At 71.6% G+C, this 26,651-nt stretch carries 27 protein-coding genes and 1 riboswitch; of the genes, 17 read left to right on the top strand and 10 right to left on the bottom strand.

Translation table 11 applies throughout. The features are described from left to right. Positions 1–206: 206 nt before the first annotated feature. A complete protein-coding gene (locus tag AB0I88_RS36605; RefSeq protein ID WP_361035758.1) occupies positions 207–764 on the top strand; it encodes a hypothetical protein in 558 nt (185 codons plus the stop codon). Next, on the top strand, positions 761–2,158 hold the full coding sequence (locus AB0I88_RS36600) for a 4Fe-4S binding protein (protein WP_361035755.1): 1,398 nt from the start codon (positions 761–763) through the stop codon (positions 2,156–2,158). The genes AB0I88_RS36605 and AB0I88_RS36600 overlap by 4 nt, the downstream gene beginning before the upstream one ends. A gap of 974 nt (positions 2,159–3,132) precedes the next feature. On the opposite strand, the gene AB0I88_RS36595 is transcribed toward AB0I88_RS36600, so the two are convergent. Both AB0I88_RS36595 and AB0I88_RS36590 read right to left on the bottom strand, forming a co-directional pair. Further along, complete coding sequence (locus AB0I88_RS36595; RefSeq protein ID WP_361035752.1) at positions 3,133–4,125, bottom strand: hypothetical protein; 993 nt, start codon at positions 4,123–4,125, stop codon at positions 3,133–3,135. Positions 4,126–4,235: 110 nt separating this feature from the next. Then, positions 4,236–7,580 (bottom strand): DUF4132 domain-containing protein, encoded by a 3,345-nt coding sequence (locus AB0I88_RS36590; protein WP_361035749.1) that lies wholly within the window; start codon positions 7,578–7,580, stop codon positions 4,236–4,238. A 163-nt stretch (positions 7,581–7,743) separates the two neighbouring features. Between AB0I88_RS36590 and AB0I88_RS36585 the strand changes: the two genes are divergently transcribed. Then, the gene (locus AB0I88_RS36585) at positions 7,744–8,241 is read left to right on the top strand and encodes an NADAR family protein (protein WP_361035746.1); all 498 of its coding nucleotides are present in this window, start codon (positions 7,744–7,746) and stop codon (positions 8,239–8,241) included. A gap of 312 nt (positions 8,242–8,553) precedes the next feature. Here the strand turns inward: AB0I88_RS36585 and AB0I88_RS36580 are convergent, their stop codons facing one another. From AB0I88_RS36580 to AB0I88_RS36560, 5 genes are all read right to left on the bottom strand, one after another. Then, positions 8,554–9,072, bottom strand: a complete 519-nt coding sequence (locus tag AB0I88_RS36580) for a hypothetical protein (protein ID WP_361035743.1) — start codon at positions 9,070–9,072, stop codon at positions 8,554–8,556. A 161-nt stretch (positions 9,073–9,233) separates the two neighbouring features. Beyond that, positions 9,234–9,893 (bottom strand): class I SAM-dependent methyltransferase, encoded by a 660-nt coding sequence (locus AB0I88_RS36575; RefSeq protein WP_361035740.1) that lies wholly within the window; start codon positions 9,891–9,893, stop codon positions 9,234–9,236. Further along, positions 9,890–10,378 (bottom strand): peptide deformylase, encoded by a 489-nt coding sequence (def, locus tag AB0I88_RS36570; protein ID WP_361035737.1) that lies wholly within the window; start codon positions 10,376–10,378, stop codon positions 9,890–9,892. Before def ends, AB0I88_RS36575 begins: the two co-directional genes overlap by 4 nt. A gap of 21 nt (positions 10,379–10,399) precedes the next feature. Continuing rightward, positions 10,400–10,924, bottom strand: coding sequence for a SigE family RNA polymerase sigma factor (locus AB0I88_RS36565; RefSeq protein ID WP_361035734.1), 525 nt, complete (start codon positions 10,922–10,924; stop codon positions 10,400–10,402). 156 nt (positions 10,925–11,080) lie between these two features. Beyond that, complete coding sequence (locus AB0I88_RS36560; protein WP_361035731.1) at positions 11,081–12,298, bottom strand: chorismate-binding protein; 1,218 nt, start codon at positions 12,296–12,298, stop codon at positions 11,081–11,083. 119 nt (positions 12,299–12,417) lie between these two features. Here AB0I88_RS36560 and AB0I88_RS36555 point away from each other — a divergent pair, with 119 nt between their 5' ends. Beyond that, entirely contained in the window at positions 12,418–12,618 is a 201-nt protein-coding gene (locus tag AB0I88_RS36555) for a DUF5999 family protein (RefSeq protein ID WP_361035728.1), read from the top strand. A gap of 104 nt (positions 12,619–12,722) precedes the next feature. On the opposite strand, the gene gcvP is transcribed toward AB0I88_RS36555, so the two are convergent. After that, positions 12,723–15,563 (bottom strand): aminomethyl-transferring glycine dehydrogenase, encoded by a 2,841-nt coding sequence (gcvP, locus tag AB0I88_RS36550; protein WP_361035725.1) that lies wholly within the window; start codon positions 15,561–15,563, stop codon positions 12,723–12,725. A gap of 77 nt (positions 15,564–15,640) precedes the next feature. Then, positions 15,641–15,724, bottom strand: a riboswitch (glycine riboswitch). 50 nt (positions 15,725–15,774) lie between these two features. Here gcvP and mgrA point away from each other — a divergent pair. The 6 genes from mgrA to AB0I88_RS36520 are packed head-to-tail and all read left to right on the top strand — an operon-like array spanning position 15,775 to position 21,568. Next, a complete protein-coding gene (gene mgrA, locus AB0I88_RS36545; protein ID WP_361035722.1) occupies positions 15,775–16,770 on the top strand; it encodes an L-glyceraldehyde 3-phosphate reductase in 996 nt (331 codons plus the stop codon). Between the two features lie 17 nt (positions 16,771–16,787). Further along, positions 16,788–17,459: a nucleotidyltransferase domain-containing protein gene (locus AB0I88_RS36540; protein WP_361035719.1), complete on the top strand. Its 672-nt coding sequence runs from the start codon at positions 16,788–16,790 to the stop codon at positions 17,457–17,459. 3 nt (positions 17,460–17,462) lie between these two features. Then, positions 17,463–18,233, top strand: coding sequence for a nucleotidyltransferase domain-containing protein (locus AB0I88_RS36535; RefSeq protein WP_361035716.1), 771 nt, complete (start codon positions 17,463–17,465; stop codon positions 18,231–18,233). 12 nt (positions 18,234–18,245) lie between these two features. Continuing rightward, on the top strand, positions 18,246–19,253 hold the full coding sequence (locus tag AB0I88_RS36530; protein ID WP_361035713.1) for an aldo/keto reductase: 1,008 nt from the start codon (positions 18,246–18,248) through the stop codon (positions 19,251–19,253). Then, positions 19,250–19,828, top strand: coding sequence for a pentapeptide repeat-containing protein (locus tag AB0I88_RS36525; RefSeq protein ID WP_361035710.1), 579 nt, complete (start codon positions 19,250–19,252; stop codon positions 19,826–19,828). The genes AB0I88_RS36530 and AB0I88_RS36525 overlap by 4 nt, the downstream gene beginning before the upstream one ends. 57 nt (positions 19,829–19,885) lie before the next feature. After that, entirely contained in the window at positions 19,886–21,568 is a 1,683-nt protein-coding gene (locus AB0I88_RS36520) for a polysaccharide deacetylase family protein (RefSeq protein WP_361035707.1), read from the top strand. Positions 21,569–21,660: 92 nt separating this feature from the next. Here AB0I88_RS36520 and AB0I88_RS36515 read toward each other — a convergent pair whose 3' ends face one another. Beyond that, positions 21,661–22,002: an Imm51 family immunity protein gene (locus tag AB0I88_RS36515; protein WP_361035704.1), complete on the bottom strand. Its 342-nt coding sequence runs from the start codon at positions 22,000–22,002 to the stop codon at positions 21,661–21,663. A gap of 148 nt (positions 22,003–22,150) precedes the next feature. Next, positions 22,151–22,960 carry a metal-dependent hydrolase gene (locus AB0I88_RS36510; protein WP_361035701.1) on the bottom strand — a complete coding sequence of 270 codons (810 nt, stop codon included), beginning with the start codon at positions 22,958–22,960 and terminating at the stop codon, positions 22,151–22,153. A 109-nt stretch (positions 22,961–23,069) separates the two neighbouring features. On the opposite strand from AB0I88_RS36510, the gene AB0I88_RS36505 reads away from it, so the two are divergent. The 7 genes from AB0I88_RS36505 (at position 23,070) to AB0I88_RS36475 (ending at position 26,536) form a co-directional block, all read left to right on the top strand. Continuing rightward, a complete protein-coding gene (locus tag AB0I88_RS36505; protein ID WP_361035698.1) occupies positions 23,070–23,306 on the top strand; it encodes a hypothetical protein in 237 nt (78 codons plus the stop codon). A gap of 73 nt (positions 23,307–23,379) precedes the next feature. After that, positions 23,380–23,736, top strand: coding sequence for a hypothetical protein (locus AB0I88_RS36500; protein WP_361035695.1), 357 nt, complete (start codon positions 23,380–23,382; stop codon positions 23,734–23,736). 247 nt (positions 23,737–23,983) lie between these two features. Continuing rightward, positions 23,984–24,325 (top strand): hypothetical protein, encoded by a 342-nt coding sequence (locus AB0I88_RS36495; RefSeq protein WP_361035692.1) that lies wholly within the window; start codon positions 23,984–23,986, stop codon positions 24,323–24,325. Between the two features lie 95 nt (positions 24,326–24,420). Beyond that, on the top strand, positions 24,421–25,062 hold the full coding sequence (locus AB0I88_RS36490) for a nucleotidyl transferase AbiEii/AbiGii toxin family protein (protein ID WP_361035689.1): 642 nt from the start codon (positions 24,421–24,423) through the stop codon (positions 25,060–25,062). Beyond that, entirely contained in the window at positions 25,059–25,580 is a 522-nt protein-coding gene (locus AB0I88_RS36485; RefSeq protein ID WP_361035686.1) for an alpha/beta hydrolase, read from the top strand. Before AB0I88_RS36490 ends, AB0I88_RS36485 begins: the two co-directional genes overlap by 4 nt. Continuing rightward, positions 25,577–25,837 (top strand): hypothetical protein, encoded by a 261-nt coding sequence (locus AB0I88_RS36480; protein WP_361035683.1) that lies wholly within the window; start codon positions 25,577–25,579, stop codon positions 25,835–25,837. Before AB0I88_RS36485 ends, AB0I88_RS36480 begins: the two co-directional genes overlap by 4 nt. 117 nt (positions 25,838–25,954) lie before the next feature. Next, positions 25,955–26,536 carry a GNAT family protein gene (locus AB0I88_RS36475; RefSeq protein ID WP_361035680.1) on the top strand — a complete coding sequence of 194 codons (582 nt, stop codon included), beginning with the start codon at positions 25,955–25,957 and terminating at the stop codon, positions 26,534–26,536. The last annotated feature ends 115 nt before the right edge of the window (positions 26,537–26,651 follow it).

Below are 26,651 nucleotides of genomic sequence, written 5' to 3'. Positions count from 1 at the left end.
GTGGGGGGGGCGGGTACCGGTCCACCGCCCCCGCGCCCGGGTCCCCCCCCCCCCCCCCCGGCGGGGGCGGGCGGCCCCCGGCGGCGGGCCGTTCGCCGGGCGAGTTCAGCGTTTCTTCATGGTTTCGCCGCGTCGACCTCGAGACTGCCGGCCGATCGTGGTGCCGCAGCCGCGACATGACCATCAACCGCGGCGGAGGGAACCCGATGAGACGCAATCTTCTGCTGGGAGCGTTACTGCCGCTGTTCGTCGTGCTCGGCGCCGCGGGCGGCTACCTCGCGGCCGACGTCGGCGCCGCCGGCAGCCCCGGCGCCGCGCCGGCCCACGACCACGCGGCCGTGGCCGACGCACACGAGCACGCGGCTGTGACCGACGCACACGAGCACGCGGCTGTGACCGACGCACACGAGCACGCGGCTGTGACCGACGCACACGAGCACGCGGCTGTGACCGACGCACATGAGCACAACGCCCGGCTCGAGCCCGCTGCCGGGCCCACCACCACCGCGGCAGGTCACCACGACATGCCAGGCATGGGCGATATGCCAGCTATGGGTGATACGCCGGGGACCGACACCGGCGCCGCACCCGCCGCGAACGGGCACACCGGCGGCCACGACAGCGCCGGCACGGGGGTCTCGGCCACGGTACGCGGCACCGTCGTGACCGTCTTCGCCGCGATCAACGTGGCGATCCTGGCCGCCGCGGCCCTCGTACGCCGGAATCTCCCCACCGTCCGCCGCCGCCCGGGAGGTCTTCGATGAGCCTGGACACCACACCCCGCCCCGTCCCGCCGGTACCGCAGCCGCCCCGGCGCAACCTGCTGGACCGCCCTCTCATCGGCCGGGCGTTACGCAGCCGCTGGTATCCGGGCCTGTTCCAGTGGATCGCCGTCGCGGTCTTCGCCGTCGTGATGTGGCAGCTGCTGGCCGGCCCGCAGACCGCCCACGACAACCTCGGCACCGCCCTGGTCTGGGTGCTGTGGTGGCCGCTCATCCCGATCGTCTTCGTCGCCGTCGGCCGGTTCTGGTGCGCGGTCTGCCCGTTCGGGAAGCTGTCCGACCTGGTGCAACGCCTCGTCGGAGCGCAACGTCCGGTGCCACGGTTCCTGAAGAGGTACGGGATCTGGCTCATCGACGCCCAGTTCATCCTGATCACCTGGTCCGACCACATCTGGGGCATCGTCGAGTCCCCGTGGGGCACCGGCGTGCTCCTGCTCCTGCTGATCACCGCCGTCATCGCCTCGGGCGCCTTCTTCCAGCGCCGCACCTTCTGCCGCTACCTGTGCTTCCTCGGCGGCATGTCCGGCAACTACGCCCAGGTCGGCGCCCTCGAACTGCGCGCCGACCCCGACATCTGCCGGACCTGCACCGCCCGGGCCGTCTGCTTCAACGGTGGCGACAAGGCCCCGGCCTGCCCCCTGTTCGAGTTCCCCCGCACCATGGAGTCCTCGGCGAACTGCAACCTGTGCGCCAACTGCGTCAAGAACTGCCCCAGCGGCGCCATCCGCATCACCGCGCGCACTCCCAGCCGGGAGCTGTGGACGGTCCGCAACCCGAGGATCGAAGCGTCGTTCCTGGCCATGGCCATCATGGGAATCGTCCTGATCCAGAACCTGACGATGCTCCAGGTCTGGCAGAACGTACTGGCCTGGATCGACGAGGTCACCGGGATCACCAGCTACCCGGTCATCTTCACCCTGGCCTTCGTGGTCGCCGTCGGCGCGCCCGTCACCGCACTGTGGGCCGCCTCAGCCGTCGCCGCTCGCCGCGGCACTGCCGGCACCGCCACCATGTTCGCCCGTTACGGGTACGCGCTGATTCCCCTCGACATCGCCGGCCACATCGCGCACAACCTGTTCCACCTGCTCGCCGAAGGCAAGTCCGTCGCCTACACGGCCGTCATCGCGTTCGGCGGCGCCCGGCCCGACGGCTCCGCCGCCATCGTCAGCGCCGATGTCATCCCCTATCTTCAGTACGCCGTTCTCGCGCTCGGCATCGCCGGTTCCGCCTACGCCGTCCACCGCATCACCACAAGCCGGCCGGGCACCGGCTCCCGCGGCACACTCGCCCGGCAGCTTCCGTTCCAGGCAGTCGTAGCCGTGTTCGCCGCCGCGAACCTCCTGCTGTTCGCCCTGCCCATGGCCATGCGCATGTGACTTCCTCCCCGCCTCAAGGACTCCGTTGGGTGACTCGCAAATCGGACAGCGGGCTGCGCTGACCAAGCCGCCGACCGGGGGCGGACATCGGCGATTTTGCATTCCGTCCAGCCGGTTAGGTCGTTTACCAACGGAGTCCTGAAGGACGGGGGATCCCGACGGGCCTCCGGTGACAGGACCCTAGCGGCGCCCTGCCGCCCTGGTGCCCTGCCGCCCTGCCGCCCTGGTGCCCTGCCGCCCTGGCGGCCTGCTGCCCTGCTGCCCTGCCGCCCTGCCGCCCTGGTGCCCTGCCGGCCTGCCGCCCTGCCGCCCTGCCGCTCCGCACCCTGGCACCCTGGCGTCCGATGGGCGGAGGGCCGCGTCCAGGGCAATGTGTGCTCGGAGAACACGACACCCGTTGTGGGGGTCACGACACCCGTTGCGGGTGTCACGTCTGCCGAACACAGATAGCCGAAATCCGTGACCCGCCTCCCCGGACGGGGACTCGTCGCCGCGTCCGCGGCCAGCCGGTGAACGTGATAGCGGTTGCGTGCGACGGCCGGCCGGTGCCACACGGTGCAGTTCACGGGGCAGCGTCAACAGCGATCGCCGGGGAGCCACTGCGGCCGGCCGGGTCGCTTCGCCGGTCTTGCCCAGCAACGAGCACACCGTTCACGCAACGCCGTCTACATGCGCAAACACCGCAACGGACGAGTCTTCAACGGTCACCGATCGCCGGTCACCGGTCACCGGTCACCGAATCCCTGATCCACATCCGGTCCCCGCTACCCCGCACCCACGTCGTGAGGCCTGAAAAGGCAGGGCCGGACATGCGCTGGTAGCGAGCCTTTACTGATAAGCCAGCAGCGCTGCCTCAGACCCGCCGAAACTCCACAGCCGGCCACCAGCGCTGTCTCCGGAGCCTGGAAAGAGCGCTGAGGACCAGCCACACCAGACCGGCCACACGCGGACGGTCCCGCGGCGCCGGGTGGCCCCTACGCTGGGCGGGTGGGGGTGACGGCGCGCAGGACACGACCGAGGACCAGGCCGATGGGGAGGGCCAGGAGGACCAGGACGATGTCCTCGTCGGCGGCGTTGACCGGCGGGTTGGCGGCCAGCACGGTGAACGGTGTGCCGAGACGCAGCATGATGCTCGCCAGCATGAGCGGCATCCACATCACCGGCAGCACGACGGCGGCGATGACGGCTGCCCCGACCAGCGGGTAGTCACCTCCACCGCGGGCAAGCTCGGCGACCACGGCCACGAGCAGCGCCGTGAAGGCGAATACGCCGAGCACCCGGCCCGCGGACGGCTGCGGGGAGAGATGGCGCAGCAGCGGTGGCGCCGCCGCCAGGACGACTCCGGCCGCGACCGTCGTGGCGGCGCGGAAGCCACGGAGGGTGCCGGCGGCGGCTCCGGCGGCGACGGCCACCAGCGCGAGCAGGAACGCGACCGCGGCGCTGCCCACGTGGAGGGCGGTCTCGGTGTCGGTCGGCGATTCGGTCAGTGTCACCAGGCCGGACGCTACGGCGGCGACGGCGCCGACGGTGAGCAGCGTCGCCGGGCGGGGCGTGCCGGGGAGCGCCCACGCGACGGCGCAGCCGGCGACGGCCACCAGGGCCGCGCCGGCCGCGAGCGGAACGGTGCCGGAGGCCTGGTCGATCCGGTCCAGGCCGAGGTCGGCTGCCAGCCAGAGGAGGCCGCCGAGGCACACGGCGCGGGTGGCGCGGCGGTCGGCGCGGGCGACCACGATCAGCACGAGGATCACCGCGATCAGCGCGCCGAAGCGCAGTTCGCGGGCCCAGTAGGTGTTGTTCTCGCCGATGGCGTGCGGACCGGTCGGCTCGCTCAATGGCTGGAGGACGGTCACCCCGATCGCCCACGCCATCGCTGACAGGGCCGCGAGCGGCAGGAGAACGAGCCGTTCCGCCGTGGCGAGCCATCCGTCCGGCCTGACGGCGGTTACTGGGCGGTCCCGGGGTTCCATGGCGGCACACGCTACCGAAGTCCAAGATCAGCGACGAGGCTGTGCCGCCACCACCACGCACGCAATCGGACAGCACGAGCCGGTCCGCGAAGGAGGATGTCGCGAAACGGTCAAGCGGTCACGTCGGTCAGGTCGCGCAGGATCTCGGAGGCGGTGACCGGATCCAGGGTGCCGAGTGACAGTGTCTTGTCGTCGGTCACGTTCCAGTGGCCGGCGCTGCCGTCGTGCAGGTAGATCGCGACCAGCTTCTGCTCGGGTTCGTAGCCGAGCTGCCCGACGATCCCGGGATCGAGGTGGACGGTCAGGACCTTGCCCGGGCCGGCCGCCCGGTCGAAGCCGTGCTGGATCCCGGCGTTCAAGGCTTCATGCCGGCTCCACCCGCGCCGGTCCAGCATGATCACCTTGGTCGTCGCCACGGTGACGCCTTCGAACCGCGTCAGCCGCCCGGTCGCCCGCTCCGCTTCGGTGAACGCGTGCACCGGCCGCCCGAGTTGTGGGAACGGCTGGAGGATCTCGTAGTCGGCGAACACCTCGGCCCACCCGGCGACGTCCTCCCCCAGGTGCAGGGGATGCGCGACCCCCAGCACGTCGTCGTCACCGACCTCGACCGGTTCGTCGTCGACGCCCGCGAAGCTGCGGTCCTCGGCGATCCGCAGCGCGCCGAGGACCGCTCCGTCCTCGCCGAAACGTGCCCAGACGAGACGCCGCCCGATGTGCCACATCAGCGGATGCTCGGCGAACAGGCGCCGGAACTCCGCCCCGGTCCACCGCCGGCCGTCGACCATGGCCCGTTCCAGACGGCGGACCTGCTCGGCCGAGATCTTGCGCACCTCCCGTTTCAGGGCGGTGAACCGCTGGTAGGCGGCCTCGCCCAGCTCCGCGTCGTCGCGGGCCCCGGGTTTGGGCAGCGCTTTGAGCCGCTTGCCGTCCTCGTCGGCGACGAACGGCCGCAACTGCTCGTCGAACCCGACCACGAACCGCCGCGGCCCGTAGTCGAGGCGCAGGCTGCCGTCGGCGTCCAGCCCGAAGTCGGGGACCAGCCGGTCGGCCAACTGCTCGGTGGTGAGGCCGAGCGCGTCCGCGACCTCGGTGATCCGTTCGGCGGCGGCGTGACGCAGGGGCGTGGACTTGGCTTTCTGCGAGATGCGGTGCAGGTGCATGAGGGCCCCGTCGGTGCCGATGCCGACCAGCACGGACAGTCCGGCGACGGCTTTGGCGTGCCATCCCTCGGTGGGCCAGGTCATGATCAGCGGGGTGATCCGGCCGGCGATCTCGTCGTTGCCGGTCTGCGCGACCGCGTCGAGGACCCAGCCGTCCTTGGCGGGGCCTCCGATGGTCTGCCACATCTCGAACAGCGCCCAGCCGAATTCGGCGAGGTCGGCCGGTTCGACGGCCTGCCGGACCAGGTCGAGTCCGGCGTACGGGTCGTCGGGTCGGGAGATCATCAGCATCAGGACGATGTTGGCGGCGGCGTCGGGGGGCAGGGCGCCGGAGCCGTCGCGCAGCCGCACCGGGGGGAGCAGGCCGGGTGCCACCCACTGTGGTGGCGTGGGCATCCGGCTCGGGAGGGCCAGCAGCGGGTCGGCGGTGAACAGTGTCTCCACCGCGGCGGCGGCCTGCGGACCGTACCCGGCGGCGGCTTCCCGGATCTGCTCGGTGTGGCCGTGGTCGTGCAGGAGGAGCAGGGCGCGCTCGGCCTGGCGGCGGGCGTTGCCGGTCTTGCCGAGGGCGGCCGGGACGAGCGCGCGAGCGGCGGCCGCCGGATGCCGCAGCAGCCACTCCCGGGTGATGCGGCGCATCGACTTGAGCCGCGCCGACCAGTCCGCCATCTGTGCCGCCACCTGGGGGGAGGTGAACGGCATGAGCAGCGGGCCGTGGTCGGCGGGCGCCGCCCGGGCGACGGTCAGCAGCGTGGGCAGCAGGTCGGTGCCGAGCCGGGTCGCGGTGGCCGCGAGCCACTCGGGCGAGTGGTAGTCGGCGCGTGGCTTCCACCGGGCGAGTGTCGCGCCCACCAGGTCTTCCGGGGCCCGGGTGAAGAACAGGCCGGGTTCAGACGCCCAGCGGCGGGTGCTGTTGATCACCTTCTCGGCGACGGCGGGCCAGTCGGTCCCGGGCTCGTCGCGGTACCACCGGGCCTTCTCCGCCCAGTCCTCCCGCTCGCCCGCGAGCCAGTCCACCCGCGCCGTATCGGTGCAGGTGAGCCCGGGGACGACGGGTGGTTTGGCGGCTTTCTTCCGGCTCTGCCACGGTGGGTCGGCCAGCACCGGCGGCACCGCGGACGCCGAAGCGGTCGCCACCTCGGTCCGGTCGGCCGCGGCGGCCCGCACCCGTCCGGCGGCCTCCGGGCTGAGCAGCGGCAGGGCCTCCTCGACCAGGTCGAGGTGGTTCATCACGTGGACGCGCAGCAGTTCGTCGCCGGCTTCGGCGAGGACGCGGACGGCCCGGGCCGGGAACCGCTCCACCGACTTCAGCAGGGCCGCCTTGATGGTGCGCCGGGCGGAGCGGGACAGCAGGCCGCGCATGACGTCGTCGCCGGGCAGCACGGCCAGGGTCGAGAGGAGACGCGGGACGGCGCCGCTCGACTGGTAGCGCACGTGCTCGTAGTCGATCCAGTGGAACAGCACCGGCGCGACGGCCGGGCCGACGCCGTCGACGAGGGTGATCACCAGTTCGTCGGCGGCCGCCTCGATGAGGTCGATCATGGGGGCGAGCTCGGCGGCCTGCGCGAAGGTCATCACCGAATAGATCAGCATCGCGGCCCGGCGATGATCCTTGTCGGACACCGTGTCGGCGATGTCGCGCTCCACCCAGTCGGCTCGGGGCACCAGCACCGAGCATGCGGCCCGGGCGAGCGCCGACCCCGCGCAGTGGCCCGCCACTGCGGCGAGGACCTCCGCGAACTCCTCGTCCGGCGCGGACGCGAGCGCTGCCCGGACCCTCAACAGCGACCGCAGGCTCGGCAGCGAGTCGGCATGGCGGTCGGTCGCCAGCCGGCGCCGGATTCCCGGGTCGGCGGTGGGGGCGTTGTGCCAGTCGGGCGGCAACCTGTCGTCGACGATCAGCAGCTCCGACATCTCGACCGCGGCGAGCGCCGCGAACCGGAGCCCGTGCCGGTCGATCCAGGCGTCGGCCAGCGTGGCCCCATCCACCACACCACCGTGCCGGCCACTCATCGCGGCAGCGGCCGCGGCCGCCCCGAGCGGGTCGGCGCCGCCGGCGAGCCACCCGGCGGCCGCCGACCGGATGTCCTCCGGGGTGGAGGCGGCGGCGAGAACCCGGGTCACCTCATGGCGCCGCTCGGCGAGGAGCCGGTCGATGCGGGCGCGCGCCTGCGGGTCGGCCACGCAGGGCCGGGTCGCGGCGCCGCCGCGGCGCGGGTGCAGGTGCTTCAGCCAGGAGTCGGGCAGGACGAACGCGTCCTCCGAGGCCACCATGTTCTCCACCGTCTGTTCCACGCCGCGCAAACTACTTCCCGGGTACGACATTTAGCTTTGGTGTTGGGCGACGGACTGCCGCCGGGTCCGTCGGGCGCCCGGATACCGAGCAGCAACTCGGTTGCGACGTTGCCGGTGACCGTGGCACGGTGCGGACCCTGATCCCTTCTGTTCCGAGGCCCTGGTGACGATCTACTTCTACGGTGCCGACGAGGTTCCGTACGGCTGCTTCTCGAACTTCTCCGCCCACGGCTTCGATCTGGACGGCTGCTGGTGGCCGACGTCGGAGCACTACTTCCAGGCGCAGAAGTTCGCCGGCGCACGCCATGCCGACCTGATCCGCCGGGCGGCCACGCCGCTAGGCGCCGCGCGGTTGGGTCGCGATCGGTCCAGGCCGCTGCGCCGTGACTGGGATCGGGTCAAGGACGACGTGATGCGCCGGGCGGTTGCGGCCAAGTTCGCCGCCCACGCCGACATCCGCGCGGTCCTGCTGGGCACCGGTGACGAGGAGATCGTCGAAGACACCGACGCCGACCATTACTGGGGACGTGGCCGGTCCGGAGTCGGCAGGAACATGCTCGGCCGGATCCTGATGCGCACTCGTACCCGGCTTCGCGCCGGCCAGGCACCTACCGGCGACAGGGTTCCTGGCGACGCCCGCTCACCGGAAGCGGATATTTGATCATGCGGCTTGGGCGAGAGATCCGGGGGAACCGCCCGGCAGGGGTGTCCCCACCGAGGATCTTGCCAGGACGGTTGTCGAATCCGGCGGCCACCGCGACCGGGTCCTCGGTGGTGTGGCGGTCGGTGAACCGCGGTGTCCGCTGCGCGCGGCTGCGACGGCGCTCGCGGTAGGTACGGCCGGTGCGCAGCAACGGCGATGACGGACAGTGAGGGAACGACTTCCCGGGCCATCGGGTGAACGGCCGTGCCCGGCGCGGCCGGGCGGAATCCCGCCGCCGAACCAGAGACGGCGGACTGACTCCTCGCTGGGTCAGCCCGCCCGGGTGCCGGAAGAGGCGAAGCGGCTCAGGTAGGCCCCGGCACGCCGGCGAAGGACGTGCTGGTAGGCAGCCATCCCCGCGAATCCGGACATGGTCGCGAAGGTGACCACCCCATGGGTGAAGGGCCGCCCCTCGCTGATCTCGCCGGCCAGACGGACCGCGTTCACTACGGCACAGCCGGCGAAGACGAACGGCAGGAAGCGCCCGGTCCGGTGCAGCCGGGCGGCCTCGCCGACCGCCATCGTCTGCTCCCCCGGAGCAAGCTCGGTGCCGTCACGGATGGCGCGCCTGATCCGCCGCCGCATCGCGGGATCGCCGACGGGGCGGCTGAGCCCCCAGATCGCCACGCCCGAGATCAGGAGAAGAAGGAGCGAGGAGAGACCCACCACGAGTACGGGTATCCACGGCGATTCCGGCCGTTCCCCGACGAGGAAGCCCAGGACGAGCGCCCCCACCGTGGTCACCGCGACGAACGCGACCACGGCTCGCATCTGCCGGGCTGGGTCCACCCCAGACTGCTGCCCGGCCCCGCGACCGGGCAAACCCGCCAACGGGCCGAAAAAGTCCCAGGCGGCACGCCAACGGGTCGAAAGAGACCCAGGCGGCACGCAACGGGCCGAAAAAGTCCCAGACGGCACGCCAACGGGCCGAAAGAGACCCAGGCGGCACGTCAGCGGGTGAAGAGGGCCTGCCAGCGGGTGGGCAGGCTGGTTCCGGCGGCGTCGACCCGGGTGACCGACACCGCCCGCAGGCCGTCGGCCGCGAACGCGCCGATCTCGTCGCGGGTGAGCGGCCAAGGTGGCCCGGACCCGTCGCTGTCGACGCGGCTGGTGGCGGCGGCGAGCACGATCAGCAGCCCGCCGGGTGCTACGAGGGCGCCGATCGCGGCGATCGCCCGTGCCCGGATGCCGACGGGCAGCGCCTGGACGTTGTTGCTCTCCAGGACCAGGTCGAAGCCGTGCCGCCAGTCTTGCGGCGGCGCGAGCAGATCGGCGACCACATACTCGACCGGGCTTGCCGGGTGCCGTGTACGGGCCAGGTCGATGGCGGTGGCCGAGATGTCAAAAGCGGTCACGGCGTAGCCGAGCGTGCCGAGGTGCTCGGCGTCGCGCCCGGGGCCGCAGCCGACCACGAGGGCACGGCGGCCGTCTCCGGCGGGCAGGTCGAGTGCTCGCAGGTGGGCGCTGGGCGCGGCCACGTCCCAGGGCACTTCGGCCTGGCCGTCGCGCGCTTGCGCGTACAGTCGCTCGAACCAGCCGGTGGGGTCGCCTGCGGCGAGGGAGGCGACGGCCAGGCGCCGGGCATCGGCCGCCGAGGGCGAGGCGGTCATCGGGGTACGACCCGGCGCAGTTCGCGCAGGGCCTGGCGGCGCACGTCGCCGGTGAGGGTGTCGATGTAGAGGCGGCCGTCGAGGTGGTCGGTCTCGTGCTGGAGGGCCCGGGCCAGGAAGCCGGTGCCCTCGATGACGACGGGCGATCCGTGCTGGTCGAAGCCGCGGGCGACGACCGACTCGTACCGCCGGGTGGGGAAGCCCATGCCGGGCAGCGACAGGCAGCCCTCCTCGTCGGTCTGCTCGCCGGTGAGGTCGCTGAGCACCGGGTTGACGAGGTGGCCGATGCGGCCGGCGACGTTGTACGAGAACACGCGCAGGCTGACACCGATCTGTGGTGCGGCGACGCCGGCGCGCCCGGGTTCGCGGACGGTGTCCTCCAGGTCGGCGACGAGGGCGCGCAGTGACGCGTCGAAGCTGGTGACCTCGTCGGCGGGCGTGCGCAGGACCGGGTCACCGAAGAGTCGAATAGGCCGTACTGTCATGCCCTGAAGGCTATCGGGTCGTTACGCGAACAGGGCGGGCCGGTCGCTGACCAGCATCTGCCGGAGTTTGATGAGCGATCGCCGGGTCTGGCTCTTGACCACGGTCACCGGCACTCCCAGTTCTTGGGCGACCTGTTCCACGCTGTGGTCGGCGAAGTAGCGCAGCATGACGATGGCGCGGTCGCGGGCGGGCAGCCGGGCGAGGGCGTCGAGCATGGTGAGGCGCAGTTCGGGGTTCATCGAGTAGGCGGGTTCGCGCGGTTCGCCGGCGAGTGTCTCGGTGGAGCTGCGGCGGCGCCGGTGGTCGAGGTAGACGCGCAGGAGCACGCGCTGCGCGTACGCGATGAGGTTGTCGCTGTCGACGGCCCGGTCCCAGCTGAGGAAGAGCTTGGTGAGGGTGGTCTGGGTGAGGTCCTGGGCCAGGTGCCAGTCCCGGCACAACTGGAAGGCGCTGCTGTGCAGGCGGGCGGTGCTGGTCTGGGCGAATCCCGTGAAGTCCACCTCGAGGCGGATGCCGGAGACCGGTGGATCGAGCGTGTCTAGCATGTCCGCGATGTCGCCTCTCTGCAGCCATCACGGCACCTCTTCACGCCATTGTGGACGTCTCGGTGCCGCGCGTGCGTCAAATTACGCGCTCAGCCCCCTGCCAGGGGGGCGGATGCCGACAGTGGCACGCAATAGGTAGAGACGGCTCGGAGAGAGCTAGGAGACCGCTGTGGGTGGCTGTCCGCGCAGCGCGGCCCGCAGGGGGCCGGCTTTGGCGGCGGCTTCGGCGACTTCGGCGGCCGGGTCGCTGTCGATGGTGATGCCGCCGCCGGCCCAGGCGTGCACGCGGTGGCCGTCGACGGCGACGGTGCGGATGCTCAGGCCGAGGTCGAGGTGGTCGTGGCCGAGCCAGCCGAGGGCGCCCATGCTGACGCCGCGGCCGACGGGTTCGAGGGCGGCGATCTCGGCGAGGGCGGCGAGTTTGGGGGCGCCGGTGACGCTGCCGCCGGGGCAGACGGCACGCAGCAGGCCGGCGAGCCCGACGTCGCCGTCGAGGGGGGCGGAGACGACGGATTCGGCCTGCCAGAGGCCGGCCCATCGGCGTACGGCGAACAGCTCGTCCACGCGCACCGGCCCGGTTCCGGGCAGGCGGGCGAGGTCGTTGCGTTCCAGGTCGACGATCATGACGTGTTCGGCGCGTTCCTTGGTGGAGGCGAGCAGTTCGCGGCGGCCGTCGCCGGTGGCGGGCCGGGTGCCTTTGATGGGCCGGGTGATGATCCGGCCGGCGCGGACCTCGACGAGGGTCTCCGGGGAGGCGGTGGCCATGGCCCAGCCGTCGCCGGTGAGGATGCCGCCGTAGCGGGCGCCGGGCAGTGCGGCGACGCGGCGCAGCGCGGGGCCGGGGTCTCCGGTGTAGGCGGCGGAGGCGTGCCCGACGACGTTGACCTGGTAGACGTCGCCGCGGGCGATGGCGTGCCGGACCTGTTCGACGGCGTGGGCGTGGTCGGTGGGGCTCCAGCTGTCGCGCCACGGTCCCAGCGACCAGGAGTCCCCAACCGCAAAGTCGTGGTATTTCGTTGAATGTCCGTAAACTACGGCGTAAACGTCGGGAATGCCGGGCACGGGGGTGGGCGCTCCGAGCATCCCTCCGGCCATCACGCATCCGGCATCCGCCGACACGTAGAGTGCCGCCCCGCAAATCGCGCCATCGCCGATCGTCTGGTTTTTGTCACCCGTTCGGCCGAGGTTCCGCACCGGTAGTCCGTTGCCGGAGAGGAACCCGGCGAGAAGCTCGGCAGGGTCGCCGGGATCACCCCGATGCCAGCGAAAGACGCTCAACACGTCGTGACGTGCGCCGCAGCCCGCCGGAGCGCCCGGCGGCGGCCCGAACGGAGGTTGCGGAGAGTGGTCAACGGCCCCGCTGCCGTGGACCATCGGAGCCGAGGAGGCGGACACCGGCGCCGTCACTGGGTCGAACCAGTGTCGTTCGATGTGAGGTAACGTTCGTCACCGCGTTTGTGAACCATCACACAGCCCCCAACGGAGATCCACCGATGTGCCAGCACCTGAACCCATGTCCCCCCGCCGACGCCACCGACCGTGAGGCCGCCCGCATCATCGCAACCTTCCGAGAACAGGGCTGGAGCCTGCTCTGCAACGGCGTCATCGTCTTCGACGACACCGGCGAGCTGCTGCCGGACGGCACCATGATCGAACCGCACCGCGGCCCGGCGGTGCACGCCCTGGCAGCCTGACCCGTCACCGATCACGCGACGCAGCGTAATCAATCGACGGCTACGAAGGCGGCGCAGGCCGCGATCGAGGACGACCGCGACCTGCGCGACTGTGCGACCGCTCCTCAGTCTTCGAACGCCTCCGGCGACGGGCACGAGCAGACCAGGTTCCGGTCTCCGTAGGCCCCGTCGATCCGGCGCACCGGCGGCCAGTACTTCGCCGTCCGGTCCACACCCTCCGGGAAACCGGCCACCGAACGTGAATACGGGTGGTTCCACTCGTCCGCCGTCACCGCCGACGCCGTGTGCGGCGCGTTGGCCAGCGGGTTGTCGTCCTTGGGCCACACCCCTGCCGCCACCTGGTCGATCTCGCCCTTGATCGCGATCATCGCGGCGATGAAGCGGTCCAGCTCCGCCAGATCCTCGCTCTCCGTCGGCTCGACCATGAGGGTGCCGGCCACCGGGAACGACATGGTCGGCGCGTGGAAGCCGTAGTCGATCAGCCGCTTGGCCACGTCGTCGACCGAGACGCCGGTCGCCTTGGTGATCGGGCGCAGGTCGAGGATGCACTCGTGCGCGACCAGGCCGTGCTCCCCCGTGTACAGCACCGGGTAGTGCTCGCGCAGCCGCGCCGCCACATAGTTGGCCGCCAGCACCGCCGACGCGGTCGCCGCCGCCAGGCCGTCCGGGCCCATCATCCGGATGTACGCCCACGAGATCGGCAGGATCCCGGCCGAGCCGTGCGCCGCCGCCGACACGGCGTGGTGGTCGCCGTCGAGAACCGGGTCGCCGGGCAGGAACGGGGCCAGGTGCGCGCCGACCGCGACCGGTCCCACGCCGGGGCCGCCGCCGCCGTGCGGGATGCAGAACGTCTTGTGCAGGTTCAGGTGCGAGACGTCCGCCCCGAACCTGCCGGGCCGGGCGTAGCCGACCAGCGCGTTCAGGTTGGCGCCGTCCACATACACCTGGCCGCCCGCGTCGTGCACCTTGGCGCACAGGTCGGCGATCGAGGTCTCGTAGACGCCGTGGGTGGACGGGTAGGTCACCATGATCGCCGAGAGCGCGTCCCGATGGTTCTCGATCTTGGCGTCCAGGTCGGCCATGTCGATGTTGCCGTCGGCGTCGCAGGCCACCACGACGACCCGCATGCCGGCCATCACGGCGGACGCCGCGTTGGTGCCGTGCGCGCTCGACGGGATCAGGCACACGTCCCGGTGGGCCTCGCCACGGGACCGGTGGTAGCCGCGGATCGCCAGCAGACCGGCCAGCTCACCCTGCGAGCCGGCGTTCGGCTGGACGCTGACCGCGTCGTAGCCGGTGATCTCGGCGAGCCATTTCTCCAGCTGGGCGACGAGATGTTCGTAGCCGGCCACCTGTGACTCGGGCGCGAACGGGTGGATGTCGGCGAAGGAAGGCCAGGTGATCGCCTCCATCTCGGTGGTGGCGTTCAGCTTCATCGTGCACGAGCCCAGCGGGATCATGCCGCGGTCCAGCGCGTAGTCACGGTCCGAGAGCCTGCGCAGGTAGCGCAACATGCTCGTCTCGGAGTGGTGGGTGTTGAACACCGGGTGGGTGAGGTAGTCGCCGGTGCGCTCCAGCGCGGCCGGAATCGAGCGGCCCGCGGAGGCCGGCTCCCCGGACACGTAGGCGCCCGCGACGGCCACACCGAACGCGTCCCAGACCCGGCGCACCTCGGACTCCGTGGTGGTCTCGTCGCAGGAGACCGACACGTGGTCGGCGTCGACGAGGCGCAGGTCGATGCCGTACTTGGCGGCGCCGGCCAGGACGGCCCCGGCCTTGCCGGGGACGTGGGCGAGCACGGTGTCGAAGAAGTGCTCGTGCACCACGGTCACGCCGTCGACGGCACGCAGCCCGGCGGCCAGGCGGGTGGCGCTCTCGTGGGTGCGCCGGGCGATGGCGCGCAGCCCGGCCGGGCCGTGGTAGACCGCGTACATACTGGCCATCACGGCGAGCAGCACCTGTGCGGTGCAGATGTTGCTGGTCGCCTTCTCCCGGCGGATGTGCTGCTCACGCGTCTGCAGCGCGAGCCGGTAGGCGCGGTCGCCGTCGGCGTCCTTCGAGACACCGACCAGACGCCCGGGCAGCGACCGCTCCAGGCCGTTGCGCACCGCCAGATATCCGGCGTGCGGGCCACCGAAGCCCAGGGGTACGCCGAAACGCTGCGTCGTCCCGGCCGCGATGTCGGCGCCGATGTCCCCCGGCGAGCGCAGCAGGGTCAGCGCCAGCAGGTCGGCGGCGACCGTGACCAGGGCGCCCTTGGCGTGAGCGGCCTCGACCAGGGGCGCATGGTCCCGGATCCGGCCCGAAGCGCCCGGGTACTGCAGATGCAGCCCGAAGTAGTCCTCCGGAAGGTCCGCGCCGGCGTCGAGGTCGACGATCCGCACGTCGATGCCGAGCGGTTCGGCGCGGGTCCGCAGCACCGACAGGGTCTGCGGGAACGTGTCGGCGTCCACCGCGTACACGTTGCTCTTGTTCTTGGAGGCGCGGCGCGCGAGAGTCATCGCCTCGGCGACGGCCGTGGCCTCGTCGAGCATCGACGCGTTGGCCGTGGCCAGCCCGGTCAGGTCGGTGACCATGGTCTGGAAGTTGAGCAGCGCCTCGAGGCGGCCCTGGCTGATCTCCGGCTGGTACGGCGTGTACGCCGTGTACCACGCCGGGTTCTCCAGCACGTTTCGCCTGATCACCGCCGGGGTGACCGTGCCGTAGTAGCCGAGGCCGATCATCGGGGTGGCCACCACGTTGCGCCCGGCGATGGCGCGCAGCTCGGCGATCGCCTGCTCCTCGGAGATGCCCGCGGGCAGGTCGAGCGTGCCGGTGAACCGGATCGACGACGGGATGGCGGCGTCCATCAGCTGTTCGGCGGAACCGAACCCGATCGCCTTGAGCATCTGTGCCTGCTCGTCGGAATCCGGGCCGATGTGGCGGGAGACGAACGGGGACGGCATGGGCGACTCCAGCGAGTGAGAAGGTCGAGAAACAACCTCCCCCTCTGTCATACCCAGACCGCGGCATTTCAGAGTCACCACCGCACACGGTCCTTTTGCCTGAAAGTTTCCGGGGAGGATTTGCCTCTTCGGCGCCCTAAGGTCTCTCCCGCGTGCACCTCACAACCTACCAGCGCACATGGGCCGGGCCGGGAGTCCTAGGGTGTGCGATGTGACGTACTTCCCTGCCGCCGGCCGCTACGGCGAGATGGTCTATCGACGTGCTGGTCGCAGCGGTCTCAAGCTTCCCGCCATCAGCCTCGGTCTCTGGCACAACTTCGGTGACGCCCGCCCCATCGACCGTCAGCGCGCCATCGTCCGCCGCGCCTTCGACCTCGGGGTCACCCACTTCGACCTGGCCAACAACTACGGGCCGCCGCCGGGAAGCGCCGAGACCAACTTCGGCACCATCCTCAACAGCGACCTCAAGCACCACCGCGACGAGCTGGTCATCTCGTCGAAGGCCGGCTACACGATGTGGGACGGCCCGTACGGCGACTGGGGCTCCCGCAAGTACCTGGTGTCGTCGCTGGACCAGTCGCTGAAGCGGATGGGCCTGGACTACGTCGACGTCTTCTACCACCACCGGCCCGACCCGGAGACCCCGCTCGAGGAGACGATGACCGCCCTGGACGCCATCGTGCGCTCCGGGAAGGCGCTCTACGCCGGGATCAGCAACTACCGCAGCGAGCAGGCCGCGCAGGCCGCCGACCTGCTGCGGGAGCTGGGCACCCCGCTGCTGATCCACCAGCCGTCGTACTCGATCCTGAACCGGTGGATCGAGCACGACCGGCTGCTCGACACCCTGGCGGCGGCCGGGGCCGGATGCATCGCGTTCAGCCCGCTGCAGCAGGGTCTGCTCACCGACCGCTACCTGGGCGGCATCCCGGACGACTCGCGGATCCGCACCAGCGTGTTCCTCAACGAGAGCGCCCTGGACAACAAGACCCTCGCGCGGCTGCACACGCTCAACGACATCGCCAAGCGGCGCGGGCAGTCGCTGGCCCAGATGTCGCTCGCCTGGGCGCTGCGTGACGACCGGATGACCAGCCTGATCATCGGCGCGTCCAGCGTCGGGCAGCTGGAGAACAACGTCGCCGCCGTCGGGAACCTCGCCTTCGACCAGAGCGAGCTCGACGAAATCGACGCGACGGTACTCGACCTCTAGCCGTAGTGTCCCGGCTCATGATCGAGCTCGTGCAACGGCACACGGCCCTCGCGGTCGTGGTCGGGTCCCGCGCCTACGGACTCCATGGGCCGGGCTCCGACCACGACCGGCGTGGTGTGTTCGTGGCGCCGACCCGCGCCTTCTGGACCCTCGACAAGCCGCCCACCCACCTGGACGGGCCGGCCGAGGAGCAGTTCTCGTGGGAGATCGAGCGGTTCTGCGTGCTCGCGCTGCAGGCGAACCCGACCGTGCTGGAGGTGCTGTGGTCGCCGCTGGTCGAGAGCGTCACGGCCGACGGTGCGGAGCTGATCCGCAACCGGGGGGCTTTTCTCTCCACCAGGGTGGCCGAGACGTACGGCAGCTATGCGCGCGATCAGCTCGCCAAGGTGGAGTCCCGGCGCGCCCGGACGGGGGAGGTCAACTTCAAGCAGGCGATGCACATGATCCGGCTGCTGCTCGCCGGGGCGCACGTGCTGCGTACCGGGGAGGTCCTGGTCGACGTCACCCCGCTGCGCGGCGAGCTGCTCGCCGTGCGCCGCGGTGACCTGCCGTGGCCGGAGGTGGCCGCCTGGGCCGAACGTCTGCAGGCCGACCTCGCCGGCGCGGCGGCCGGCACCGCGCTGCCGGAGTGCCCGGACCGTGACCGCATCGATCGGGTGCTCGTGGGCGTACGCGAAAGGAATCTCTAGACCGTGACCGTCGATGTCCCGCCGTGGGCCGGCGAGGCCGCCGCCGCCCTGCCCTATCCCCTGCTCTTCGCCACCGTGAGCGGGGCGCACCTGTACGGTTTCGCGTCCGTCGACTCCGACCTCGACCTGCGGGCCGCGCACGTGCTGCCGCCCGAGGAGGTGGTGGGTCTGCGAACCGGACCGGACACGCTGCAGAACGGTGGCGTCCGCGACGGCGTCGAGCTGGACGTGGTCAGCCACGACCTGCTCAAGTTCGCCCGGCTGCTCAACAGCCGCAACGGTTACGTGCTGGAGCAGCTGCTGTCACCGCTCGTGGTGCTCACCTCAGGAGTGCACGCGGAGTTGAAAGCCCTGGCCCCGGGCCTGATCACCAGCAATCACGCGCATCACTACCTGGGTTTCGCGGCCACTCAGGAGCGGCTGTACCACCGGACCGGCCAGCTGAAGCCGGCGCTGTACACGCTGCGGGTGCTGCTCACCGGCATCCATCTGATGCGCACCGGCGAGTTGGAGACCGATCTGAACGTTCTCGGTCACCGGTTGGCCTACGTGCCGGAGCTGATCGCCGCGAAACGCGAGGCCGAGCACGGGTCGCTCCCCGCGCGGGCGGCCGCCCACCTGGCCGCGGACGTCCCGGCGCTGCGCGCCGACCTCGAAGAGGCCCGGGAAAAGAGCACACTTCCGGGGTACGCGCAAGCGAGCGCTGTGGCGGCGCTGCACGATCTGGTGGTACGAACCCGGCTGGTCACGGTTGCCGCGCCGAGATCGGGCTGAAAGGATCCAATCATGGAGTACCGGAACGTCGGGGCGAGCGGACTTCGCGTCAGTGAGCTGTGCCTCGGGACGATGACCTTCGGCAAAGAGGCGGACGAGCAGACGTCGCACGCCATCCTGGACCGCTACGTGGAGGCGGGCGGCGACTTCATCGACACCGCGGACGTGTATGCGGGCGGCGCCTCCGAGGAGATCATCGGCCGGTGGCTGGCGTCGCGGCAGCGGGACTCGCTGGTGGTGGCGACCAAGGCGTTCTGGGCGACCGGCAGCGGCCCCAACGACAACGGCGCGGGCCGCAAGCACCTGATCGCGGCGGTGCACGCCAGCCTGCGGCGGCTGCGCACCGACTACATCGACCTCTACCAGCTGCACTGTTTCGACGAGACCACCCCGATCGAGGAGACGGTCTCGACGCTGGACCAGCTGGTGCGCTCCGGCCTGGTGCGGCATCTCGGGGTCAGCAACTACGCCGCCTGGCAGCTGCAGAAGTCGGTGGACGTGGCCCGGTTCCGCGGCTGGGAGCCGTTCGTGGCCGCGCAGCCGCTCTACAACCTCATCGACCGCGAGATCGAGACCGAGCTGGTGCCGGTGTGCCGCAACGAGGGCGTCGGGATCATCCCGTGGTCGCCGATGCGGGGCGGCTGGCTGACCGGCAAGTACCGGCGCGGCATGACCGGGGCGCCGGCCGGCACCCGGTGGGACGGCGACAAGCAGCCCTGGCTGGGCAACTGGGAGAACAGCGTCGACGAGCGCACCTGGCGGGTCACCGACACGCTGATCGCCGTCGCCGAGGAGGCCGGGCGCACGCCCGCGCAGGTGGCGCTGCGGTGGCTGCTGCAGCGGCCCGGGGTGACCGCGCCGATCGTGGGCGCCCGCACCACCGGGCAGCTCGGCGACAACCTGGGCGCGACCGGGTGGACGCTCGACGACAAGCAGATGGAGCGCCTGACCGCGGCGGGGGATCAGCCTCTGCCGTACCCGCACCCGTACCTGGCCGGATCCCCGCGGCGGCGCTCGTGAGGGTGGTCACCACCCGGGACTGGGATGCGGGCGCCGGCAAGGAGCGCAGGCACGAGGGCGTCACGTTCTCGGCACTGGATCTGTGCGAGACCGATGTGGAGCGCGTCGAGTTCTCCGGGTGCGTCTTCCGCGACGCCCGGTTCAACTGCTCCCGGCACACCGACGTGGCGTTTCTGAACTGCCGGTTCGTGAACTGCAACTTCTTCGACGCCACGTTCACCAACGTCAAGGCGGTGGGCAGCGTCTTCGAGGGCTGCACGTTCGACCTGACGACGGTCGACGGTGGGGACTGGTCGTTCATCACGCTGCCCCGGGCCGACCTGGGCAGCGCCACCTTCACCGGGGTACGGATGCGGGAGGCCGATCTGACCGGCGTCCGCTGCCGCGACGGGACGATGCGCGGGCTGGACCTGTCCGCGGCGACCCTGACCGGCGCCGATTTCACCGGCTGCGATCTGCGCGGCACCGATCTGCACGCGTTCGACCCGCGGGCGCTGGAGCTGCGGGACGCGGTCATCACCGCTGATCAGGCGGTGGTCCTCGCGATGAGCCTGGGTCTGCAGATCCGCGACTAAGCTAAGCTCCCATCGATCAGAGCCGATTTCTGTGCCCGATTTGGGAGCGCTCCCGAAATGAGATTCCTCGCCGCCGCCATGTTGTTCACCACCGCCGTAGCGGTCCCCGCCCCAGCCGCCGTCGCCACGCCGCCGTGCTCCGGCCACGTCGGCCTGACCTTCGACGACGGCCCCACCCCCGGCAACACGTCCGCACTGCTGAACGCCCTGAAACGGGCCGGGCTGCGGGCCACCATATTCAACACCGGCCGCAACGTCGAGGCCAACCCGGCCCTGGCCCGCGCCCAGATCGCCGCCGGCATGTGGCTCGGCAACCACAGCTGGGACCACCCGTTCCTGACCCGGCTCCCGGAAGCCGAGCAGGTCTCCCAGATCACCCGCACCCAGGACGCCGTCCGCAAGGTCACCGGAGTGACACCGGCCCTGTTCCGGCCGCCCTACCTCGACACGAACGACGCGCTGCGGGCCGTACAACGCCGCCTCGGCCTCACCGAGATCAACACCGACGTCGACTCACGGGACTGGGACAACGCCTCCGTCGACCAGATCGTCGCCGCCGTCGACAAACTCCAGGACGGCGACGTCATCCTGATGCACGACTGGCCACCCAACACCGTCGCCGCCATCCCCGCCATCGCCGCCTCCCTGCGCGCCCGCGGCCTCTGCCCCGGCAAGATCTCCCCGGTCACCGGCCGGGCCGTCGCCCCCGGCACCCACGCCCTGCACGGCGTACACACCGTCGGCCGGGTCGACGACCGCGGCGCCGGCGTGCGCTACACCTGGCCGGGCGTCTACTTCGAGGGCCGGTTCCGCGGCGACACAGTCGGCATCGTCCTCGACGACCCGGTCAACGACTACCAGGTGCGCATCGACGACCTGCCTCCGGTCACCCTGGTCACACCGGGAAGAACCACCCACTGGGTACGCGACCTCGCCGGCGGCACACACACCGTACGGGTCGCGAAACGTACCGAGAGCCCGTGGAGCCCCGGACAGTTCGGCGGATTCGTGGCCGGCCCCGGCGGCGCCCTCCTCGACGCACCGGCCGCCCGCAGCCGCCAGATCGAGTTCATCGGCGACTCGTGGACCGCCGGCTACGGCAACGTCTCCGCCGGCCGCGACTGCACCACCACCGGCGGCGTCGACCGCAACACCGACGCCGACCAGTCCTTCGCCGCCCTGACCGCCCGGACGTTGCGCGCCGACTACCAGCTCAACGCCTGGTCCGGAATGGGCATGGTCCGCAACTACGACGGCTCCAACCCCGACGTCGACTACCGCACCTACTACCACCGGGCCCTACAGGCCGCCGACACCGCCGCGTGGCAGCGCCCGCGCTCCTGGAAACCGCGGATCGTGGTGGTCGGCCTCGGCATCAACGACTTCTCCACCGCCCTGCACACCGGCGAACGCTGGGCCGACGAGGCCGCCCTGGCCACCGACTACCAGCAGGCCTACCTGGGCTTCCTCGACGAGCTCCGCGACCGGTACGGACCGCACACCCAGATCGTGCTCACCTACCCGTCGATGTGGAACACCACCGCCCTGGCCACGTCGATCACCCGCATCGTGGAACAGCGCGCCACCGCCGGCGACCGCCGCATCAGCGCCCTGCACTACGACAACGACACGCTCGGGCTCGACCTGCTCGGCTGCGACTGGCACCCGTCCGCCCACGACCACCGCCAGCTCGCCGGCGCCCTCACCGCCCATCTGCGAAGCCTGCCGATCAGGTGGTGAGAGCGCCCCGGCGGCGCCGGGTCCCCCATCCAAGCGCCGCCGGGGCCGGCACCCGCTGCCACGGCTCGCCGCAGGGTGCCCCGGCACGGCAATCAGCCGCGTTCGGCCTGCGTGACGAGCCGCGCGAGCAGCGAACGATCATGAAAGGCCTCATGCAACCGCTCGGCCAGCCGGCGCAGCGCGCCGGCATCGGCGCTTCCCGCGACGAACGTGCCGCTCTCCGAACCGAACCAGATCGAGTCCGCCAGGTCGGGCATCTCGGTCTGGGTCAACCACTGGGCGAGGCTCTCCCACCCGTGTCCGTCGCTCTCGGCATCGAGGTCCTCGAAGACGTCCTCGACCTCCTCCATGTCGGCGTCGAAGAGCACCAGCTCCTGCTGGCCGTCATCACGCGCGGAGATCCGGAACGGCCCCAGGGAAAGATCATCGGTCACCTGGGAAGGCTACAGCGGCCCGCCGGTATGGTCCGGCGATCCACGCATGGTGCTGGTGATCAAGTCGCTGCCCGGGTCAGACCTCCCGCACAGGGGCGTACGGGCCGGCTGTGCGCGGCGGCGCGTGATCGTGCCCTGCGGGGGTCTGTCAGGAGACGGCGCCGAGAAGCGCCACCGAACCGGCGCCCAGCGCGATCATCAGCCACACCACCACCGTCTCGGTGGCCGACCCGGTCCGGAACCTGGCCCAGCGGGGCGCGCCGACCGGCGTCCAGCGGCAGCCGCGGATCCGCAGCGGCCACCACAGCGGAACGGCCGAGAAGGTGAGCGCGTCCCCGCAGGCGTGCGCCAGCCAGCCCCAGGCCACGGCCAGGCCCACCCACCACACGGCCGCTCCGGCGGGGATCGCGGCGGCGGCCAGGGCGGCGCCCGCGCCGCCGACCAGCAGCGCGCCGACCGCGGCCGTGAAACGCGGCGCGAACCTACGGAACCGGCCCGGCAGGATCATGTCGCCCACCCGCGCCCGGGTACGCGGGGACAGCGCGGTGTGCGCGGCCAGCCACACCGAGAACCCGATGATCCACAGTGCGGCGGTGCGGCCCGCCCACAGCGACACCCCGGCGGCGAGCAGTCCGGCCACGGCCGCGCCGACAGCGGTGTGGGTGACGGCCCGGTGCCCACCGCGCGGCGGGCCGGTCGAGCAGTGCCCGCAGGAGGCGGTCCGCAGCGCTCCGGCCGCCCGGGAGACGCCGCCGGCCAGCATCCGGGTCAGGTGGCCGGCCGAGTACGCGATCGTGGACCGCGGATGGTCGACGTCGGGGGCCAGGGCCATGCCGGTGGCGATCGCGGTCCCGAACACGACGGCCGCCGGGGCGGGCGCGGCGCCGGCCGCGGTCAGGGCGGCGCATCCGGCCAGCCAGCCCACCCCACCGGACAGGGCGTGCGACCGGCCCATCATCGGCTGCTCACCGTTCCAGCATCGCCGGGGCACGCAAACCTGATTGACATCGGCGCCGGGTGGGCATGTCCAGAGTGACCCCGCAAGCGAAACGTACGGAAAGGCAGTCATGACCACCTACGACAGCACTGTCGGCGCCCGAGACAACATCGCCGCCCCGGAGCGGACGACCGGCTCGCGGGTCAAGCAGGCCGGACAGGTGGTGCGCAACCGCCCCGCCGTCGCCTCGGCGGCTGCCCTCGCGCTCGCCGCCGTCGCCGCCTCCGGCGTGATCGGTGGCCGCAAGGTCGCCCAGGCCCGCCGGCCGCGCAGCCGCTGGCAGCGCCTGCTCGACCGCGTCCGCTGACAAACCCTCAGGAGTACGCGCCCGGCTCTGCGCCTCGCAGGCCGGGCGCGTTCGCCGTCTACTGGAGGTGATCATGCCCGCGACCGGAACACTGATCGGGGAGTCGCTGCGCACCGAGTGGGCGCCCACCGGTACCCGGATCCGGCGGGTCCACCGCGTGGACCAGGGCGACACGGTGGGCCTGGGCCAGCCACGATTCTGGACGGTCATCGAGTTCGAGACCGATGACGCCACCCTCGCCGCCGAGACCCTGTCGAGGGCTCTGCAAGCCGAGGGCGGCTGGTACGCCGACCTGTGGGCCGGCCAGGAGCGGATCATCATCTTCGCCGGGCGGATCTTCCGGTTCGCTCTCGGCGACGAGCAGGCCGACGCGGAGGCCAAGTCCTACGGCCGGTCCGCCGGGGTGCCCGAACACCAGCTCGACTGGTAGCCGCCGCGGGATGTGGTTCACCAATGTGCGACCGCGTCGTACGCCGCTCCGGTAGCTCTCCATCCGGATCCGCCGGCAGGTGCCGGCGTCGTCACGGCCGGGCGGACGGCGCGCGGGCCGACGACCGTCCATGCCGGCAATGTGCGGTTGCCGGTATCCGGTGCGGGGTCCGGCGACACCACGCCTAGAGCATCCTAGGAATCTAGGCGTTTGCGGTTCGGCCGGTGTGCCGGTTTAGGCTGATCACATGCCCGTGAGTACCGCTCCCGTCACGCACCTCGCACGGCCCCACCGGCCGGTCGTCGTCGCCGGGACGCTCGGCGAGCTGCGCGGCCCCACCTCCGGCCTGGTGGAGCTGCCGCTGCGCCTGTGGTGGCAGCCGCAGCGGGCCTTCGACCTGAGCCAGCACACCATGCTGTTGTGGATGTATGAAAACGTGCTCCGCGAAGCGATCCGGGTGGACGAGCTGCGGGCGTACCTCGACGGGAGTCTGCTGATCCGATTGTGGCCGGAGCTGAACCTGCCGCGTGGCGTGCGGGCGGCCTGGGAGGCCCGGCACCCCCGCCTGCGGGCCCGGGTCCCCGCCTGACCGGATCAGCCTGCGACGGCGGGCGGCCAGCCGAGCCCAGCCATTGCAGCGCGTCGGCCGCATCGGACCCGCGCGCAGTGTGCCAACCTTTGCGGGTGAACGTCGATGATTTCTACCGCGACGTCGCCCGGATCGCGCTGGCCGTCGCCGACAAGCACGGCTTCGTTCTCGGGGGCGGCGTGGCGTGGCTGGTGAACGGGCTGGTCGCCCGGCCGACCGAGGACCTCGACCTGTTCACCGACACGGCCGGTGGGGTGCTGGCCGCCGCCGGTGAGGTGACGTCGGCGCTGACCGCCGCCGGTTACCGGGTGGTGCGCGAGGAGGCGGACGAACTGTTCGCCGGGATGGACGCCGACATCCAGGAGTTCCTGGTGGCGGGCGAGCACCGGGCGCTCCGGCTGACCCTGTGCCGGCTGGACCGGCACCGGGCGCCGGTGGTGATGGACGTCGGCCCGGTCATGCACCTCGACGACCTGGTCGCCACCAAGGTCGCGGCCCTGGTCAACCGGCGCGAGGTGCGCGACTACATCGATGTGGCGGCCGCTCTGGAACGCTATCCGCTGGATCGTGTCCTGGAGTTGGCGCACGCCGCCGATCCGGCCCTGGACCCGGAGGACATCGCCGACGCCGGCCGCTACCTGGACCGGCTCGACGACACCCGGTTCGCCCTGTACGGCCTGGACCGTGCCGCCATCACCGCGCTGCGGGACCGCCTCGCCGGCTGGCCCCGCTCATGATCACCGGAATTCTGGTCCCCGGACGGGGATACACCACCCAGGGCCCGCTGTTCGACCTGGCCGACGGCATCCTGACCACCCGCGGCGACGAGGTGCTGGAGGTGAGCTGGACCGTCCCGCAGGGGCTCTTGCAGATCGGCCCCGAGCCGTTCGTCCGCGCCCACGTCGCCGCCGCCCTGCACCGGGCCGCCGCCACACCGGTGCTGATCGCCAAGTCGCTGGGCAGTCACGCCGCCGCGCTCGCCGCCGAACGCGGGATCCCGGCGGTCTGGCTGACCCCGGTGCTCACCGATCCGGCCGTGGTCGCGGCGATCACCGCCGGATCGGCGCCGGCCCTGCTGATCGGCGGCACCGCCGACCGGCTGTGGGTGCCACAGGCCGCCCGGGCGACCGGCAAACCGTTCCTGGAGATCCCGGGCGCGGATCACAACCTGCGGGTGCCCGGGCCGGTCCGGGCGTACACCGATGTGCTGGGGACGGTCGGCACCGCGTTCGAGGACTTCCTGGCGGCGCTGTGACCCGGATCCGCGAGATCGTCGTCGACGGCGTGCCCTACCGCTGGTCGGTGACGCCGATCGACCCGGCCTGGGTCCGGGTCCGGGTGTGGCACGGACGCGAGCAGATCCTGGTGGAGCGGATCCGCTTCGACGACCCCTGGCTGAACTACGGGCCGCTGCTGACCGGTGATCCGGAGCTGATCGAGCAGAACTTCCGGCTCGAACCGGTCCGCCCACGCCAGGTCGCCGAGTTGATCCGCCGGGCTGTCGGGCGCTGAGCGGGCGGGCCGTCGCCCTACGGTGGCGCATATCGGTTGCGGACCACTATCACTCAAATAGGCTGATGATGATCGAGAGGGTCGCACTGCACCATTTCGCGTCCGAAAGGGGCACACATGACGGTGACCGTTGAGCTCGCCGCTCTGACGTGGCCGCTGCGCACCGACCGGCTGACGTTGCGGCCGGCCACAGCGGACGACGCCGGCGCCACCTGGCTGTTCCGCCGCCGGGCGGACGTCAGCCGCTGGATCACCCGCTTCCCGGCCACCCTGGCCGAGCACCGGGCCTGGTTCGAGGCGCCGGAGAGTCTCGCCAGGACCCTCGTGATCGAGCACGACGGTGTGGTCATCGGCGATCTCATGGTCAAGATCGAGGACGCCTGGGCCCAGGCGGAGATCACCGGGCAGGCTCACCGGGTGCAGGCGGAGCTGGGCTGGGTGCTGCACCCCGAGCACGCCGGTCACGGCTACGCCACCGAGGCCGTCCGTGAGCTGCTCCGGCTCTGCTTCGAGGATCTCGGGCTGCGCCGTGTGACGGCCACCTGCTTCGTCGGCAACGAGGCCTCCTGGCGGCTCATGGAGCGCGTCGGGATGCGCCGCGAGGTCTACACCGTCCGGGACTCCCTGCACCGCTCCGGCGAATGGCTCGACGGCGTCGGCTATGCCCTGCTCGCCGACGAGTGGCGCGCTTCGCGGTAGTCCCGGGCACGAGGGTGCTCCGGCTCGGCGACGGACCGGCTTCGGTCCGTCGCCGAGCGGCTCAGAGCCCCGGCGCGACGAACCACTCAGAGCCCCGGCGCGACGAACCACTCAG

This window comes from Actinoplanes sp. NPDC049802, assembly GCF_040656595.1.
GTDB lineage: Bacteria > Actinomycetota > Actinomycetes > Mycobacteriales > Micromonosporaceae > Actinoplanes.
This window is presented reverse-complemented; position numbering and strand designations above follow the sequence as displayed.

What these genes read in the sequence shown, in the direction of transcription:
- AB0I88_RS36605 (WP_361035758.1), top strand. Translation starts at nt 207, where the DNA reads ATGAGACGCAATCTTCTGCTGGGAGCGTTACTGCCGCTGTTCGTCGTG.
- AB0I88_RS36600 (WP_361035755.1), top strand. Translation starts at nt 761, where the DNA reads ATGAGCCTGGACACCACACCCCGCCCCGTCCCGCCGGTACCGCAGCCG.
- AB0I88_RS36595 (WP_361035752.1), bottom strand. Translation starts at nt 4,125, where the DNA reads ATGGAACCCCGGGACCGCCCAGTAACCGCCGTCAGGCCGGACGGATGG.
- AB0I88_RS36575 (WP_361035740.1), bottom strand. Translation starts at nt 9,893, where the DNA reads ATGACCGCCTCGCCCTCGGCGGCCGATGCCCGGCGCCTGGCCGTCGCC.
- def (WP_361035737.1), bottom strand. Translation starts at nt 10,378, where the DNA reads ATGACAGTACGGCCTATTCGACTCTTCGGTGACCCGGTCCTGCGCACG.
- AB0I88_RS36565 (WP_361035734.1), bottom strand. Translation starts at nt 10,924, where the DNA reads ATGCTAGACACGCTCGATCCACCGGTCTCCGGCATCCGCCTCGAGGTG.
- AB0I88_RS36560 (WP_361035731.1), bottom strand. Translation starts at nt 12,298, where the DNA reads ATGGTCCACGGCAGCGGGGCCGTTGACCACTCTCCGCAACCTCCGTTC.
- AB0I88_RS36555 (WP_361035728.1), top strand. Translation starts at nt 12,418, where the DNA reads ATGTGCCAGCACCTGAACCCATGTCCCCCCGCCGACGCCACCGACCGT.
- gcvP (WP_361035725.1), bottom strand. Translation starts at nt 15,563, where the DNA reads ATGCCGTCCCCGTTCGTCTCCCGCCACATCGGCCCGGATTCCGACGAG.
- AB0I88_RS36540 (WP_361035719.1), top strand. Translation starts at nt 16,788, where the DNA reads ATGATCGAGCTCGTGCAACGGCACACGGCCCTCGCGGTCGTGGTCGGG.
- AB0I88_RS36530 (WP_361035713.1), top strand. Translation starts at nt 18,246, where the DNA reads ATGGAGTACCGGAACGTCGGGGCGAGCGGACTTCGCGTCAGTGAGCTG.
- AB0I88_RS36520 (WP_361035707.1), top strand. Translation starts at nt 19,886, where the DNA reads ATGAGATTCCTCGCCGCCGCCATGTTGTTCACCACCGCCGTAGCGGTC.
- AB0I88_RS36510 (WP_361035701.1), bottom strand. Translation starts at nt 22,960, where the DNA reads ATGATGGGCCGGTCGCACGCCCTGTCCGGTGGGGTGGGCTGGCTGGCC.
- AB0I88_RS36505 (WP_361035698.1), top strand. Translation starts at nt 23,070, where the DNA reads ATGACCACCTACGACAGCACTGTCGGCGCCCGAGACAACATCGCCGCC.
- AB0I88_RS36500 (WP_361035695.1), top strand. Translation starts at nt 23,380, where the DNA reads ATGCCCGCGACCGGAACACTGATCGGGGAGTCGCTGCGCACCGAGTGG.
- AB0I88_RS36495 (WP_361035692.1), top strand. Translation starts at nt 23,984, where the DNA reads ATGCCCGTGAGTACCGCTCCCGTCACGCACCTCGCACGGCCCCACCGG.
- AB0I88_RS36485 (WP_361035686.1), top strand. Translation starts at nt 25,059, where the DNA reads ATGATCACCGGAATTCTGGTCCCCGGACGGGGATACACCACCCAGGGC.
- AB0I88_RS36475 (WP_361035680.1), top strand. Translation starts at nt 25,955, where the DNA reads ATGACGGTGACCGTTGAGCTCGCCGCTCTGACGTGGCCGCTGCGCACC.